This is a genomic window from Nocardia sp. NPDC003963 (assembly GCF_053605105.1).
The window spans coordinates 1-15,754 of the sequence record NZ_JBSGIP010000012.1 but is presented as its reverse complement, the minus strand read 5'-3'; the positions used below and the strand labels follow the sequence as shown (position 1 = coordinate 15,754).

The 15,754-nt window shown below is 68.2% G+C and carries 12 protein-coding genes; 9 read left to right on the top strand and 3 right to left on the bottom strand.

What is annotated here, in order from left to right:
* Window positions 1-253: 253 nt before the first annotated feature.
* From ACWEWT_RS20500 to ACWEWT_RS20480, 5 genes are all read left to right on the top strand, one after another.
* Window positions 254-889: a hypothetical protein gene (locus ACWEWT_RS20500; protein WP_452561070.1), complete on the top strand. Its 636-nt coding sequence runs from the start codon at window positions 254-256 to the stop codon at window positions 887-889.
* A 208-nt stretch (window positions 890-1,097) separates the two neighbouring features.
* Window positions 1,098-2,717: an acyl-CoA synthetase gene (locus ACWEWT_RS20495; RefSeq protein WP_452561069.1), complete on the top strand. Its 1,620-nt coding sequence runs from the start codon at window positions 1,098-1,100 to the stop codon at window positions 2,715-2,717.
* Window positions 2,718-2,888: 171 nt separating this feature from the next.
* Window positions 2,889-4,535 (top strand): acyl-CoA synthetase, encoded by a 1,647-nt coding sequence (locus ACWEWT_RS20490; protein WP_452561067.1) that lies wholly within the window; start codon window positions 2,889-2,891, stop codon window positions 4,533-4,535.
* A 240-nt stretch (window positions 4,536-4,775) separates the two neighbouring features.
* Window positions 4,776-5,339 carry a hypothetical protein gene (locus ACWEWT_RS20485; protein WP_452561066.1) on the top strand — a complete coding sequence of 188 codons (564 nt, stop codon included), beginning with the start codon at window positions 4,776-4,778 and terminating at the stop codon, window positions 5,337-5,339.
* Between the two features lie 183 nt (window positions 5,340-5,522).
* On the top strand, window positions 5,523-6,965 hold the full coding sequence (locus ACWEWT_RS20480; RefSeq protein ID WP_452561064.1) for a PepSY-associated TM helix domain-containing protein: 1,443 nt from the start codon (window positions 5,523-5,525) through the stop codon (window positions 6,963-6,965).
* Between the two features lie 84 nt (window positions 6,966-7,049).
* On the opposite strand, the gene galK is transcribed toward ACWEWT_RS20480, so the two are convergent.
* A complete protein-coding gene (gene galK / locus ACWEWT_RS20475; protein ID WP_452561062.1) occupies window positions 7,050-8,195 on the bottom strand; it encodes a galactokinase in 1,146 nt (381 codons plus the stop codon).
* Window positions 8,196-8,500: 305 nt separating this feature from the next.
* Here galK and ACWEWT_RS20470 point away from each other — a divergent pair, with 305 nt between their 5' ends.
* Window positions 8,501-10,015 carry a diguanylate cyclase domain-containing protein gene (locus ACWEWT_RS20470; protein WP_452561060.1) on the top strand — a complete coding sequence of 505 codons (1,515 nt, stop codon included), beginning with the start codon at window positions 8,501-8,503 and terminating at the stop codon, window positions 10,013-10,015.
* A 913-nt stretch (window positions 10,016-10,928) separates the two neighbouring features.
* Here ACWEWT_RS20470 and ACWEWT_RS20465 read toward each other — a convergent pair.
* On the bottom strand, window positions 10,929-11,678 hold the full coding sequence (locus tag ACWEWT_RS20465) for a DUF6319 family protein (RefSeq protein ID WP_452561059.1): 750 nt from the start codon (window positions 11,676-11,678) through the stop codon (window positions 10,929-10,931).
* A 161-nt stretch (window positions 11,679-11,839) separates the two neighbouring features.
* Here ACWEWT_RS20465 and ACWEWT_RS20460 point away from each other — a divergent pair, with 161 nt between their 5' ends.
* Window positions 11,840-12,655, top strand: a complete 816-nt coding sequence (locus tag ACWEWT_RS20460; protein ID WP_452561057.1) for a nuclear transport factor 2 family protein — start codon at window positions 11,840-11,842, stop codon at window positions 12,653-12,655.
* Between the two features lie 189 nt (window positions 12,656-12,844).
* The gene (locus ACWEWT_RS20455) at window positions 12,845-13,846 is read left to right on the top strand and encodes an AurF N-oxygenase family protein (RefSeq protein ID WP_452561055.1); all 1,002 of its coding nucleotides are present in this window, start codon (window positions 12,845-12,847) and stop codon (window positions 13,844-13,846) included.
* A 56-nt stretch (window positions 13,847-13,902) separates the two neighbouring features.
* Here ACWEWT_RS20455 and ACWEWT_RS20450 read toward each other — a convergent pair whose 3' ends face one another.
* Window positions 13,903-14,634, bottom strand: a complete 732-nt coding sequence (locus tag ACWEWT_RS20450) for a TetR/AcrR family transcriptional regulator (RefSeq protein WP_452561054.1) — start codon at window positions 14,632-14,634, stop codon at window positions 13,903-13,905.
* Between the two features lie 530 nt (window positions 14,635-15,164).
* On the opposite strand from ACWEWT_RS20450, the gene ACWEWT_RS20445 reads away from it, so the two are divergent.
* The gene (locus ACWEWT_RS20445; RefSeq protein WP_452561053.1) at window positions 15,165-15,347 is read left to right on the top strand and encodes a hypothetical protein; all 183 of its coding nucleotides are present in this window, start codon (window positions 15,165-15,167) and stop codon (window positions 15,345-15,347) included.
* The last annotated feature ends 407 nt before the right edge of the window (window positions 15,348-15,754 follow it).

Sequence of the window (15,754 nt, the reverse complement as noted above, 5' to 3'; positions counted from 1 at the left end):
CCGGACCGTCCGCGGGCCGTAGTCGCGGGGAAGTCGGTACCGGATACGAAACGCGACCGACCGGCCGAGTGGCGGTTCTGGACACCGCAGGGGCCGAGTGACAGTGTTTGTTCGATCGGACCGTCCCGATCGGCGCCGCCGGATCCGCTTTCCGCTCGATATCCCGCCGCGCCGGTACGAGTTCCACCCCGCTGCACCCGCACCGAGTCACTGAGCAGTACCCCCGGACCTCGCATCTGCAAGGAGACTGGTTATGCGTATATCGGCCTTTGCCCGCCGACTTCTCACCTCCGCCGTGGTGACCGCCGCGGCCACCGTCCTGTTCACCGGACACGCGACCGCCGAACCCGCCGAGGTCGATTGGCCGTCGGCTACTCAGGCGCTGCACACTGCCGCCGCCGGCGATCCGGCCGCCGAGAAGGCGGTATCCACGTTGCTCGGCGATGCGCGGGTCGCCTCGGCCTCGCGCGAAACCGCGCTGCCCGCGCAGCCGTTTCAGATCCCGGCCGAATCCACCGTCGGCCGCGGTGGCGGTCCGGGGATGTACGGCTCGGGCCTGTCGTTGAACGTCGACGGATTCCGGTTCGCTTTCTTCGGTGGGCCGGGCACCATCGCGCCGAACCAGACGGGCGCGCGGCTGGATGTGGTGTGGCTGAACCTCAATACCGGCCGCAGCGGTATCGAGCAGCTGACCGAACATATGGACATCATCGCCGACACCACCATCCGTACCCGCCCGATCGATCCCGGCCCGGGCATGATCGTCGCCGCGGTGTACGGCAATCTGTGGCACCGGTGGCCGGTGCCGGTGAGTACGGAGAATCCCGACGGTTTCCAGTACGTGCGCGGGGACATCACGTTCCCGTCGATGGGCTCGATCTACAACTGAGCCGATAGCCGCAGGCCGGGCTCGGGGGTGTGTCGAGTATTCGACACACCCCCGAGCCCACCGGCTCGACAGCCCCACCGGAGATGTCTTTTTTGTCCGGAGCGTACGTTGTGAGCGAATACACTTTCACTGCTACGGTGACCACCGATATGCCGTTCGGAATCGCTAGGTCGAGTGCCGACGCGAGGATCTGTGGAGGTGTTCGAAGGTGAATCTGGCGCATACGCTGGAAGTCGTCAAGGCATATGGGCTGCTGCAGTCCAGTGGATTCATCGATCTGAAGAATCCGGGGGAAACACTGCGGACGCTGAAGGATTCCAAGACCTACATCCCGCAGGCCACGCTGATCATGCATTCCGCGCGAATCGCGCCGGATGCGCCCGGCCTGGCCGACGAGCGCGGCGAGCTGACCTACCGGGAGCTGGACGAACAGTCCACCAAGATCGCCCACGGACTGCGCAGCGCGGGTATCACCGAGGGCACCGTGATCGGGATCCTCGCCCGCGACCATCGCGGCCTGATCCTCTCCATGGCCGCCGCCGGCAAACTCGGCGTCAAGATCGCGCTGATGAATACCGGATTCGCGAAGCCGCAGTTCGCCGAGGTGTGCGAACGGGAAAAGGTCAAGGCGGTTCTGCACGACAGCGAATTCCTCGGACTGCTCGACGCCCTGCCCGCGGATATGCCTCGCTTCCTCACCTGGGTCGACGAGGGCGCCGACGTGCCCGAGGGCGCCCGGACACTCGACGATCTGATCGCCGAGAACGGCACCGATACGCTGCCCGCCCCGGCCAAACCCGGCGGTTTCATCATCCTCACCAGCGGCACCACCGGTCTGCCGAAAGGCGCTCCGCGCGAGAAAGCCAGCCCGCTGGCCACCGCGCAATTCCTGGATCGGATGCCGTTCCCGAAGCGCGGCACCGTCGTGATCGTCTCGCCGATCTTCCACAGCACCGGCCTCGGGACATATCTCGTGAGCATCGGCCTGACGAACAAGATCGTCATGCGGCGTCGGTTCGACGCCGAGGCCACCCTGAAGATGATCTCCGACCACAAGGCCGAACTGCTGGTCGCCGTGCCGACCATGCTGCATCGGATGGTGGAGCTGCCCGCCGAGGTACGCGCGAAGTACGACACCTCCTCGCTGAAGGGGATCGTCCTGGCGGGTTCGGCGCTCTCGCCGGAACTGTGTGTCAAGGCGACCGAGGCGTTCGGACATGTGCTGTACAACCTCTACGGTTCCACCGAGGTCGCCATCGCCACCGTGGCCCAGCCGGCCGATCTGGCCAAGGCGCCCGGAACCGTCGGCCGGCCGCCCCTCACCTGCGATGTCCGCCTCTACGACGACAACGACAAGGCAGTGACCGCGAAGAACGTCACCGCACGGATCTTCGTCCGCAGCGGCGCCCCGTTCGAGGGCTACACCGACGGCCGGCACAAGCAGATCATCGACGGCTACATGTCCAGCGGCGACGTCGGGCATTTCACCGAAGACGGCCTGCTCATGGTGGACGGCCGCGACGACGACATGATCGTCTCCGGCGGCGAGAACGTCTTCCCGCAGGAGGTCGAGAACCTGCTGCTCGAACGCGACGATATCTTCGACGCCGCGGTGGTCGGCGTGGACGATGTGGAATTCGGCAAACGCCTGCGCGCCTTCATCGTCCCCGAACCCGGGCACACCCCGGACGAAGCCGAGATCAAGACCTACGTCAAGGAGAACCTCGCCCGGTACAAGGTGCCGCGTGAGGTCGTCTTCCTCGACGATCTGCCCCGCAACCCGACCGGCAAACTGCTGCGCCGGGTGCTGGTGGAATACGAGGTCTGACAACAGTTCCCGGTGGGGAAACCGGGAATGTTCACAGTAATATCCCGGTTTCCCTACTGTCCGAGACAATGGAACGGCAGTCCCGCGCGCGGTTGCTAGGGTTGGCTTTGCCCTGGAGCTCGAAGAGGCAGGCCGCCGACCCCGGCGGAACGCCGCGGAAGGTTGTCACCGATGACATTGTCGCTGCCCGGCCCCGTTCGCAGAGCGAGCGATATCGCCCTGGCCGTGAACGTGATGCGCAAACGCGGCCTCTTCGATCCGCTGCGGCTCGACCATGCCCTCCGTTCGATGAGCAATGCCGCCAAGTACGGCCCGTTCGCCGGGGTGGTCATGCATGCCGCGCAGACTCGGCCCGACTCCCCCGCCATCGTCGACGAGAAGGGCGAACTCACCTTCCGCGAACTCGACGATCGGTCGAACGCCTTCGCCCGCGGCCTCACCGAACGCGGATTGCGGCCCGGCGATGTGGTGGCCGTCCTGGCCCGCGATCACCGCGGCATGGTGCTGAGCATGCTGACCGCGGGCAAACTCGGCCTGCGTGCCGTGCTCATGAACACCGGCTTCGCCAAACCGCAGTTCGCGGATGTGGCCGAACGCGAGCAGATCAAAGCGGTACTGCACGACAGCGAATTCTTCGATCTGATGAGTGCCATCCCCGCCGAGATCCCGCGCATCCTCACCTGGGTCGACGAATCCGACAACGCCGATCCGGCGATCCCCACGGTCGAATCCCTCTCGCGCGGGCAGTCCACCGCACCGCTGGCCGCCCCGCACAAACCGGGTGGGACGGTCATCCTCACCAGTGGCACCACCGGCACCCCCAAGGGCGCCCCGCGTGACAAGGTGAGCCCGTTCATCACCGCCCAGTTCATCGACCGGGTACCCCTGCCGACCGACGGCACCATGGTGATGGCCGCGCCCATCTTCCACGGCACCGGACTGTCCCAGTTCTCGCTCGGGCTCGCGCTGGGCAACCGGGTGGTCTTCCAGCAGCGCCGTTTCGACCCCGAGCTCACCCTGGCCAATATCGCCCGCTACCGGGCGGATTCGCTGGTCGTGGTCCCCACCATGCTCCAGCGCATCCTGGACCAGCCGAAAGAGGTGCTCGACCGCCACGACGTCTCGTCGATCCGGGTGATCTTCGCGGCGGGTTCGGCGATCCAGCCCGATGTGGTGGTACGTACGGGCGAGCACTTCGGCGATGTGCTCTACAACCTCTACGGCTCCACCGAATGCGCGGTGATCACCGTCGCGACACCGCAGGAACTGAGGAAATCGCCGACCACGGCGGGCCGGGCGCCGGTCGGAGTGCGGATCGCTCTCTACGACGAGAACCGCGAGCGGATCACCGAGCCCGATACCACCGGCACGATCTTCATCGACAACCCGCACGCCTTCAAGGCCTACACCGACGGGCGCACCAAGGAGACGGTGGACGGCATGATGTCCAGCGGCGATGTCGGGCATCTGGACCCCGACGGGCTGCTGTTCATCGACGGCCGCGATGACGACATGATCGTCTCCGGCGGCGAGAACGTCTTCCCGCAGGAGGTCGAGCACCTGATCTCGCAGCGGCCGGATGTGCTGGAGGCCGCGGTGGTCGGTGTCGACGATCGGGAGTTCGGCAAACGGTTGCGCGCCGTGGTGGTCCCTGGTCCGGATTCGACACGCGACGCCCAGGAGATCAAGGATTACGTCAAGGCCAACCTGGCCCGCTACAAAGTCCCGCGCGAGGTGGTCTTCCTCGACGAACTGCCGCGCAATGCCACCGGAAAACTGCTGCGGAAACCGCTGACGGAACTGGACACCGGAAGCTGACCCTCTCCCGGGGCCCGGCGCGCCGGGCCCCGACTGGGACACCCTGCCCCAGCATCCGGCTCTGCCGGTGTCCGCCCGTACGCCGGGTTCGTCCGCCTCCACCGCGAGGGGATCGGCGCACGATCGAGGACAGACTCGATGGAGCACCCGGAGAAAGGTGAACTGCCGGTGGTGTGCGCGAACAGGCGGGCGGTATCCGGTTCGCCGCAGACGGGGCGGGCCGTCGGATATCATCCCCGGGTGCGTATCAGGTTCGGCTCCACCCATCCGGTGGACCATCGCGGCGCCGCTCGCGTTCGCGGTGCGGCGGCCGGCCTGATCTCGGGGGCGGTCTCGGTAGCGGCCCACGGGTGGGCGGCCGGGACCGGCCCACCCGACAGCACCGCCGTCGTATTGCTCGCGCTCGCGTCGGCGGCGGTCGGCGCCCTGGTGACCGGCCTGCGCCCGCTGCGCACCGGTACCGCCGGTCTCACCGCGGCACTGCTGGCCGGACAACTGCTCGGCCATATCAGCCTCGGCTGGGGATCCGGGCATCTACACCACGGCGATCTCCAACTGACTCCCACCATGCTCGCGGCGCATCTGCTCGTCGCCTGTGTCGCCGCGATCATCGTGCGCGGCGCCGAATTCGCCTACCGCGTCACCGCGACCGCCCTGGCCCGGCTGGTTCCGGTAGCACCCCGGACTCCGGCCGTACCGGATCCACCGCTGCTCCGCGACCTGCACCGCGACCGGGTAGTCGCATGGATTCTCGCGGCCGATATCGGCCGCACCCGCGCACCGCCGCGAACCGTCCTGATCTGATCTCCCACCCGGCACCAGTGGCCGGGCGCTGTGTCCCGCTGTGGTTCATCCGCATCCGACCGCGCCCGTGGCCCGCCGGTTTCCCTCAGCGTGGCGCCCCCGAGTCGTCGGTGCGCGCCGCGTCTCCGCGCACCCGGCCGGTCCGGCCCGGTGCCGGACCAGTACAGGACGTAGGTAACAAAGATGAGTACCACCGAGGTCCCCGCGGCGCGCGACAACGCCGCCCCGGCGACCGGCACCGCGCGCCCCGGCCGGGGCGCGTTCCGCGCGCTCACATTACGGCTGCACTTCTACGCCGGTCTCTTCGTGGGCCCGTTTCTCCTGATCGCGGCCGTGACCGGCGGGCTCTACGCGGTCGCGCCCAGTATCGAATCCTTCGTCGACCGGGATCTGCTGTATGTGGATTCGCGCGGCACCGAACGACCGCTGTCCGAACAGGTGACCGCCGGGACCGCGGTCCGGCCGGACCTCGCTCTGGTCGCGGTCGCCCCTGCCCCGGCGCCGGGCGAGACGACCCGGGTGCTGTTCAGTGATCCGGCCCTGGGCGAATCCGAGCGCCGCGCCGTTTTCGTCGACCCGGTCACCGCGCGGCCGGTGGGCGAATCGGTGGTGTACGGCAGCTCCGGTGCGCTGCCCTTCCGCGCGTGGGTGTCCCAGGTGCACCGGCACCTGCACCTCGGTGAGCCCGGCCGGTTGTACTCCGAACTGGCGGCCTCCTGGTTGTGGTTGATCGCCCTCGCCGGACTGGCGCTGTGGATCCGGCGGGTGCGGGCCCGGCGGCAGCGGACGTCGGCGCGGTGGCTGTTCGTACCAGACCTCACCCGCAACGAGCGGGAACGCCGCCTGAACTGGCATGCGGTGGTGGGAGTCTGGATTCTGCCGATGGCACTGCTGTTGTCGGCCACCGGTCTGACCTGGTCGACCTATGCGGGCGCCAATATCGAGAAGCTCCGGGAAGATCTCAGCTGGACCACACCCGCGGTCGAGACCGCACTGCCCGGCGCGGCGTCGGCCGAGACCGCGCACACCGACCATCACGGCGAGCATGCGACCATGCAACCGGTTCCGGCGAACCGGATCCAGCAGTTGGACGGGGTCCTCGCCGCCGCGCGCGCGGCAGGTGTGACGCGGCCCGCGGAAATCACGGTCCCGGCGTCCGACGGCACCGCGTTCGCGGTGAAGGAACGGCGGCTACCGGGCACGCTCACGGCGAACGCGGCGGCGGTGGACGGGCCCACCGGCACTGTCACCGACCGGCTCCCCTACGCCGAATGGCCGTTCATGGCCAAAATGGCGAACTGGGGAATCCAGCTCCATATGGGCCTGATGTTCGGGCTGCTCAACCAGTTACTACTGGTGGCCGCGGCCGCGGGACTGGTCACGGTGATCGGACGCGGATACCTCATGTGGTGGCGGCGCCGGCCCACCCGGACGACCGGCACGTTCGCGATGGGCAAAGCGCCACGCCGTGGGGCCCTGCGCCGCTCGCTGGTCCTCGCGGTCCCGGCACTGGCCGCGGCCGCGCTGATCGGCTGGTTCGCGCCGGTATTCGGCCTCAGCCTGCTGGCCTTCCTCGTGGTCGATGTCCTGGTGGGCGCTGTGCACCGCGTCCGTCGCAAGGTCTGAGCACCCGGTCCGGCACCGCGATCGTCGTGTCGCCTGAGCGACTCCGGTCCGGGGCCGCCGATCCTCGCGCGGCGCCGGACCGGATCAGCCGACGGGTCCGGCGCCCGGCGCGGGCACGGCCTCGAAGGTCCGCGACTCGTGAAAACCTCTGTCGGCGAGCCGCCCCCGCACCGTCTCCTCCACCCGGCTCGCGGCGGCGGTATCCACCAGCGCGATGATGCTGCCGCCGAAGCCGCCACCGACCATGCGCGCCCCGTGCGCACCGGCCGTCCGGGCGGCATCCACGGCGGTGTCGAGGATATCGGTGGATACCTCGAAATCGTCGCGCAGCGAGTTGTGTCCCGCGTTCAGCAACGGACCGATCTCCCGCGGATCGGCGCCCGCCCGCAGCAGCGCCACCACCTCGCGTACCCGGTCGTTCTCGCTCACCACATGCCGCGCACGCCGATACAGCACCGGATCGGTGATTCCGGACAGTTCCCCGACCGCGGCGATATCGCGCAGCGATCCGACCCCGAGAGCCGCCGCAGCGGCGGCGCATTCGGCGCGGCGCACCCCGTACTCGCCACCGGCGTGGTCGTGGGTCTGACCTGTATCTATGACGAGCAGCCGCAGACCGGCGGCGGCGAGATCGAACGGGATCTGTTCGAAGCCGCCGGTTTCGGCGGCGGCGAACGCACGCACGTCCAGGAAGAGCGCATGGCCCTGGGTGCACAGGATGGAGGCGGCGTGGTCGAGGATTCCGGTGGGCGCGCCCACATAGTCGTTCTCGGCCGCACGCGCGATATCGATCAGTTTCCGGTCACCGACCGCGGGCGCGCACAGATCCCGGACCGCCACCGCGGTCGCACAGCACAGCGCCGCCGAGGAGGACAGGCCGGCACCCGCCGGCACCGCGCCGTCGAAATCCAGTACCAGCCCCTCGATCCCGTAACCGCGGCGCCGAAACTCCGCGACGACCCCGAGTGGGTAGCGTGCCCACCCCGGCAGCAGATCCCGCTCGGTGAACAGCGCCCCGGCCGGTAACCGGACCGGCTCACCCGGCCGCTGACGCGAACTCACCCGGACCAGATCGTCGGCGTGCCGGGAACCCACGCAGCTGACTACGAGAGGTATGGCTATCGGCAGGACGAAACCGTCGTTGTAATCGGTGTGCTCACCGATCAGGTTCACCCGGCCCGGCGCCGACCATCGGCGAGGTCCGCCGGTGCTCTCCTCGTGTTCGGTCACCGCACCACCGTACGAGCCGCCCGCCGGTGACCGGGAACCGCCGCGCCGCCACCTTCGAGACAGCTGTTACGACGTTGTTGTGCCAAGAGAGCGACAAATTCGACACTGCGTGTCATCATCGGATCCATAGTCCAGGTTTGGTGGGCCGATCGCGCTGCGACCGGCTCGGACATCCCCTCGTACAGGAACACTCGGTTTTCGTCAGCCGCCGCTCGATGGGCAGGTAGAGCACGACAGACAGATAAGGACCCAGGCCTGCGACGCGGCTCGATTTCACCGGGAATGGAGCGATCAAAGGGGGGCTGATGATCATCAGCGAACCGCATGGAGCAGGACGGCACGGTATCCACCGGATACGTTACGGTGCATTGTTTTCCGTGGTGGTGGGCTCGCCGTTAGTGGTGCATCTGATTCTCGGGTCCCGGCTGTTCTCCGTACTGGCGACCTTGCTGGCCGCCACGGCAGCCGTGGTGATGATCGGATTCGGCCTGCGCCGGCACCGGCCGTCACATCCACTGCCGTGGTATCTGCTGGCCGCGTCCGCACTCCCCTTCGCGACCGGGACAGTGCTGCGCGAACTCACCGGCTACGCGTCCACCCCTCTCGACGAGATCCTCACGCTCACCGGTTATATCGGCACCGGCCTGGCGGCCCTGCTGTGGCTCCTTCCGCGCCAGGCGCGCGCCAACCCCGACGTCATCCTGGACTCGATGCTGATCGGGCTCGGAGCCCTGCTGGCGTCCTGGATCTTCCTCATCGCACCCGTCCTGCATTCCGATTTCCCGGGCGTGAACTCGGTGACGGCGGTGGTGCTACCGATCTGCGATGCCCTGCTGCTCACGCTGCTGGCACATTCGCTGGCCACCTCGAACCGCACGGAGACATCGCTGCGACTGCTGCACCTGGCGTTGGCCGGGGCACTCGCGACCGACCTCGGCTACCGGCTGGCCGCGGCCGGCACGCTCACCACCGACCCGGCCGTACTGGGGCTACCGCTGATCGGCGCGTACCTGGCGGCCGGCGCCGCCGCACTGCACCCGACCATGCCGGCACTCGGTGCGCCGCGGTCGATCCGGCTCCACCATTCCCGCCAGCGTGCCAGCGTGATCGCCGTCGCCCTGGTCGTCTCCTCACTGGTACCGGTCGCCCGGGCCCCACTGAGCCCGCTCGACCAGATCATCGTGTCCGCGGTACTCGCACTGCTGCTCGTCGGATTGCTGATCCGCAGCGAACGCGCCATCGGCCGCAGCTCCCGCAGCGAACGACACGCCCGATACCAGGCCGATCACGATCCGCTCACCGGACTCCTGAACCGTTCCGCGCTACTGCGCGTCCTGCATCGCGACCATCGGGACTGGGCGGAACGCTCACTCTGCCTGCTGTTCATCGACCTCGACGAGTTCAAGGCGATCAACGACAGCTACGGCCATACGGTCGGCGACGAACTGATCGCCGAAGCCGCCACCCGGATCCGCTCCACTGTGCGCCGCGACGATGTGGTGGCCCGCTACGGCGGCGACGAATTCATCGTTCTCGCACCGCTGGACCGGATGGAGGCGACCAAGATGGCCGAACGCCTGCTCGGTGTCTTCATGAAACCGTTCCAGCTCAGCACGGGTGAAGTACCGCTGACTGCCAGCATCGGCCTGGCCTGCGGCGGCCCGCGCGATATCGACGCCAGTATCTACGACCTCATCCGCGATGCGGACGCGGCGATGTACCTCGCGAAGCGACGCGGGTTCGGCTACATGTTCCACGACTCGATCCGGCACACCCCGGCCGAACCGACCCGGCACGGCTGGCGGCCGCGGGCTGTATAGATTGCGGCGCCTTCGGCGCCGCGAGGTGGGGCCCTATCAACCCCGGTTCTTCACTCCGACGCTCAGTCGCTTCGCTCCTTCGCTCTGTCGCTCCAGAACCGGGGCGGGCCCCACCTGCGGATGTGGACTATCCGAAGCAAGGGCGGGGATGCGGGCGCCTCGGGATGCGGCGGGGTGGCAGGATGCGATCCGGCTCGGTGGGCACCAGGAGCGCGGCGGTGGAGTCCATCTCTGCGGCGGGCCCGTGTCGATGAGTGGTGGGGCCGCGGCCGGGGGTGGGTTCGGGCGGCTGCGCAGGCCCATGGGCGGGGCGGCGCTCGGCGGTCCCTGTCCGCGGACGGTCGACCACACACGATCGCTCGCCGAGCTTCTCCGCTTCGGCGCCCGAGTCTGTGTTATGAGCGATCGGCTGGTCACCCGTGGGAGCATCCCGAAGATGCGCCGGGCGGGCGGAATGGAACCGCTGCGTCGCGCTGCACGGACGGAGGGAAAGCCCGGTCGAGAAGCTGATGGAGGGCCGCTATCCGGCAAGCCGAACTCGTACGAAGGCAGACCATATCCCGGGTTAGGTGCACGGCTGAGGTGGTCTCACAGAGCGTGCCAGGGCCCACGAACGGTGTGGGCGCTCGGCGATTCCGATCCACGGAAGGTCGAACTCGCGGCACTCGTCCACCGCGTCGCCGCGGAACCGGGCAGGCCCACCTCACACGAGGACGGTCCATTCGGGTGGGCAGAGGGTTGGTGTGGAGATGTTTTCGCACCGCACGGACCGAGAGCGCGACGCCGTACAGCTCAGCAGCCCCTGTCCGTCGACCACATTCGATCGGTGGTTTCGCTCGTTCGGTGCGGAACCACCCGGTCCCTCCCACGGATGTCGGCCATCCGCGGAAGGGACCGCGCCGGCGAACTCGTATCAGTCCGACAGTTCTTCGAGGAGTTTGCGGGCCTGTTCGAGTTCGGCCTGCAACTGCTGGACCTTGGCCTCCTGTGCGCCCCGAACGGAATCGAGCAGACCGTCCACCACTTCGGACACCTCCGGCGGCAACAGTTTCGCCGCCTGTGCCACCGCCGTACCGGTCACCGGGACCGCGCGCAGCGTGCGCTTCTTTCCGGCGGCGACGTCGACGGTCCACTCGCCGTCGGCGGTGCCGTTGATGGTGACGGTGACCTCCGGCGCCTTGGTCTTGCGGGCGGCGGGGGCCTTGGTCGCCTTGGCGGCGGCCGGGGTCCGCGGGGCCGGGGCCGGTTTCGCCTCGGGAGCAGCGGTCTTCGCCGCGGCGGGTGTGTCGCCGGCCGGCTTCCGGTCCGCGGCCGGGGCGGAGGTGGACGGGGACGCGGCGGGAGTCACGGGCGTTTCCTTCTTCTCGGGGGCGGGCTTGGGCGGCTGGGCGGCCGGTTTGTCACGCTGCGGTTTGGCCAGCGTGACCTCGGTGGGACCGAAGGACAGTACATCTTTGGACCCGGTCGGCCGGATCTGCAGGAAGTCACCGTCGGCGGGATCGCCGAGCGAGACCACCTTGCCCGACCGCCCTTCGGTGACCCCCACCGCGGCGGCGGTGAACCAGACCATCGGCGGGCGCCCCGCCTCGATCTCCGCGGCGATCTGGTCGAGGTCGTTGTCGGACAGAGGTTTCGGCTTCGCGTTCGATGTTCGCGACGGCATGGGGCACTCCGGGCAATCTCACTTGTTCGTCGAATAGCTGCGTGCACAGATGATGCCGCACTGCACCGACATTTTCACAAGCAGGCGGCACATCGGCACCCGGCCACCCATAGAACGTGTTCTATTATGGGCCCGAAATCCGGCCATTCGAAGGAGTCACCGTGCTGTTGGACCCCACCGCCGCGGACCTGCGCGAGGCCGTACTCGCCTCACCGCGCGCCGTGGCGGCGCACGACCGGGCGGCGTGGGTGGGCCTGTTCGCCGGGGATGCGGTGGTCAACGATCCGGTCGGCTCCGCCCCGCACACGGGGACCGACGCGATCGCCCGGTTCTACGACACCTTCATCGCGCCCAACGACATCACATTCGACGTGGCCCACGATTTCGCCGGCCCCGCGACTGTGCTCCGCGATCTCACCATCACCATCACGATGTCCACCGGCGCCCGGGTGCGGGTGCCGATGCATCTGCGCTACGAGGTGGTCGAGCGGGACGGTGCGCTGCGCATCGGATATCTGGCCGCGTACTGGGAACTCGTTCCGATGATCGGCCGGCTTCTCCGGACCGGACCGAAGGGACTGCACGCCGGCACTCGGCTCGGCGGTCTACTGCTGCGCAACCAGGGCATCCGCGGGCTGACGGGGATGGCCCGCGCGTGCACCGGTATCGGCGGCCCCGGGAAACGGATCGCGAACCGGTTGTGCGCGGCGCTGGCCGCCGGCGATACGGCAGCCGTCGGCGCCCTCACCGGCGCCCGGGACACCGTGCGCCTGTGGTCGGGCGAATCGATCACCACCGCGGAATTGACGGGCCGGGCCCGCGGCCTGCGCCGGGGCAAGACCTTGGCGGCGGGTCGTTCGGTCACCGTCAGCGCCGACCTCCCGGAGGGCCCGGCCCTGATCATCCTGGATTTCCATCCCGACGCCGAGCGCATCGAAACGCTGCGGGTACACACCCGCATCGTCACCGGCCGATAGCAGCGCGAATACACCGTCGAGGCAATCGGCCCCGCGCCGGCGGCGACGTCCTCGCGTCGCGTTTCCACGCGCCACCCCATGTGAAGAGCACAATTGCGCACCGGCGCGCCACACCCTGTTTACTGAGACGCAGAGTCCCGGTAAATTCGTCCGTAGAGAGATGTACGCCATACGCACGAGGAGGCACCGATGACGCCGTCGACTCTGCCGCGGGCTCCCCAGCTGGACAGCCGGTACCGCGAGACGCTGGAAACCCTGTCGGAGGGCTCGGTGCACCGCCGGTTCGATCCTTATCTCGATATCGACTGGGACGCGCCAGAATTCGCCCTCGACCGGGACGACCCCCGGTGGATCCTGTCCCCCGACTACGATCCGCTCGGTGCCACCCGCTGGTACCGGGAGCTGCCGCCCGAGAAGCAGATAGCGATCGGCCGGTGGCGGATAGCCAACGCGATCAAGGTGGGCGCGGCCTTCGAGACCGTGCTGATCCGCGGAATGATGCAGTACATCGCGAAACTGCCCAACGGATCGCCCGAGTTCCGTTACTGCCTGCACGAGATGACCGAAGAGTGCAACCACATCCAGATGTTCCAGGAGCTGGTGAACCGGATCGGCGACGACGTACCCGGTATGCGGCCGATCTTCCGCGCGCTCTCACCGTTCATCGGCGTGGCCGGGGGCTACGCGCCGGTGGTGCTGTTCCTCGGGATCCTGGGTGGCGAGGAGCCGATCGACCACTACCAGAAGGCCATGATCCGCAACGGCGCGAATCTGCCCCCGCTGGTGGTGCGGACGATGGAGATCCATATCGCCGAGGAAGCGCGGCACATCTCCTTCGCGGGCGAGTTCCTGAGGGCGCATATCGCCAAGCTCGGCCCGGTCTCGACCGCGTTGTGCGGCGTCTCCTTCCCGCTGGCACTGCGCTGGCTGGCCGGCGAGATCATGGCACCGCCGCCGGAGTTCGCGCGCCGCTTCGAGGTGCCGCGTGAGGTGATGAAAGAGGCGTTCTGGCACAGTCCGTACTCCCGGCGCGTCCTGTCCGGCTATTTCGGCGATATGCGCACCCTCGCGGATGAACTGGGCCTGATGAACCCGGTCACCTCGCGGTTGTGGAAGGCACTCGGAATCGACGGCGACCGCTCGCGTTACCGCAGCGAACCCGAACGCCGGGTCCGGGCCTCGGTGGCCTGACCCGGAACGGCCGGGCCGACCGATGACGTTCGGCTCGGTCCCCGGATCCGGCGCGGTCAGGTGCCGGGTCCGCGCAATCCGGCGACAACCTCGGCCAACTCACGGTCCGGGTCGACCGTGACACCGGCCGTCCGGGCCACACCGTCGAGGATGTACCACGCGTAATCGGAGAGATCGGCGACCATCTCCGCGCGCGGCCGCCGCGGCCCCGGGTCGGCGACCCACGCGGCGAGCACTCCTTCGACCATGGTCACCACAGCGAACGGCACCGGCTCCAGCGCAGCCGAGTCGGCGCCGATGATGCGGGCGATCGCCTCGATCAGTTCGCGTGACCGTTCGGATATCCGGATCTTGAGACCGGAGACGGCATCCACGCTGTCCGGGCCGCCCGCCGGCGGGCCGGACCGGGCGAACGCGGCCAGGTTCGGATGGTCTCCCATCCAGTCCGCGACCGCGCGCACCGTCCGGGTGATGATCTCGCGCACCGACCCGGACGATACGTCCAGCTGCGCGTCCAGTACGGCTCCCAGATCGTCGATCAGGTACGAGCGGATGCGCCGGTCCAGATCCTCCCGGCCACTGAACTGCCGGTACACCACGGATTTGGCGACCCCGGCGCGTTCGGCGATCTGCCGCACGGGCACATCGGTGCCCAGCGGCTTCTCCTCGAGCAGTTCCACCGCGGCTCGCAGGATACGCAACTGACGCTCGGTGTTGTGCTGTTCCCAGCGTGCCTCGTAGCCGTTGACCGCCCCCGGAATCCGCGACCGCGACGACGCCATCGACATGACTGGCAGTCTACTCAGCACCGCCTCGTCCGGCGGCCTGCTCCCGCTCTCCCGTACCCCGGAACCCGCCCGAGCGGCGATTTCTTCACGGAGATTTCATATGCCGCGCCGTTCTGCACGATCAAATGAAAGTACATTTACACCGGCATTAATTCAGGATTGCGTGCACACATTGCGCAATACATTCGCCATATCTTACAAACCGGTCGTTTTGTCCACAGCAGTTCCGGCGACGGTGCGCGTAACATCGGAAGGTGTTCTCGCACAGACACATCCAGAATACCGTTCGACCGGGTGGTTCTACTCCGAATAACCCACCGGATCCGCGCGCAGACGAATCCGTGGGCAGTCCGATCGAAAAACGCTAGAATTGCGGCACATTGGTACCGGGCGGGTCCGGCGATCTGCTGTCACTACGTTGCTCGGTCGCGGGAATTCCCGGCGGCACCGGTCACAGGGGCGGCGCAATCGGAGCAGCGTAGGAATACACGCGGCGACCCGCCGGCGCACCACGCGTACAGGAGGCAAGGATGCCCGACAACACCGGCCCCGAGGAGAACGACGTGGAACTGACCGCCGAGCACGCACCCGTGATCTGGCCGGAGCCCAGCCGGCTGGAGTCCTGGTGGCGCGACATCATGACCGATCCGGTCGCCGCGGCACACGCCGCGGAGCCCGAACCCGCGCCACCGAGTCTCAGCCGGAACGGCTGAGTACCCCGCACTCGACCGAACGAGGGCCGGCCGCTACAACTCGGGCAGCGGACTCGAAGCCGTCGGCGTGGGCCATATCCCGACCCCGGTCCGCGCCGGTGAAGCCGCCTCGGCGATCTCGGCGCGGATACGCTCCGCGCGGACAGTGGCACCGGCCGCGTCCGCTGCCACGCCGTCGCGGGCCCGGCCCTGCTGTGGATGATCCGTGGCAGAGGCCGAACCTCGCCGCCCGCGATCCAGCGGACGCATACTCGCCCCTCGCCCATGAAGCCGTGCTCGCGGGCCCCGGGACGAATGGTGCCCGATGCGGACCTAGGACCTGTCCTGTAATTCGTTGTGGTGGTTGGTGTTAGCTGTCGGGTGTGGTGGGTCGTGGTGAAGTGACCGATAAGGCATGGGCTCGGATC

What these genes read in the sequence shown, in the direction of transcription:
- ACWEWT_RS20490 (WP_452561067.1), top strand. Translation starts at nt 2,889, where the DNA reads ATGACATTGTCGCTGCCCGGCCCCGTTCGCAGAGCGAGCGATATCGCC.
- ACWEWT_RS20445 (WP_452561053.1), top strand. Translation starts at nt 15,165, where the DNA reads ATGCCCGACAACACCGGCCCCGAGGAGAACGACGTGGAACTGACCGCC.
- ACWEWT_RS20455 (WP_452561055.1), top strand. Translation starts at nt 12,845, where the DNA reads ATGACGCCGTCGACTCTGCCGCGGGCTCCCCAGCTGGACAGCCGGTAC.
- ACWEWT_RS20450 (WP_452561054.1), bottom strand. Translation starts at nt 14,634, where the DNA reads ATGTCGATGGCGTCGTCGCGGTCGCGGATTCCGGGGGCGGTCAACGGC.
- ACWEWT_RS20470 (WP_452561060.1), top strand. Translation starts at nt 8,501, where the DNA reads ATGATCATCAGCGAACCGCATGGAGCAGGACGGCACGGTATCCACCGG.
- ACWEWT_RS20465 (WP_452561059.1), bottom strand. Translation starts at nt 11,678, where the DNA reads ATGCCGTCGCGAACATCGAACGCGAAGCCGAAACCTCTGTCCGACAAC.
- ACWEWT_RS20500 (WP_452561070.1), top strand. Translation starts at nt 254, where the DNA reads ATGCGTATATCGGCCTTTGCCCGCCGACTTCTCACCTCCGCCGTGGTG.
- ACWEWT_RS20480 (WP_452561064.1), top strand. Translation starts at nt 5,523, where the DNA reads ATGAGTACCACCGAGGTCCCCGCGGCGCGCGACAACGCCGCCCCGGCG.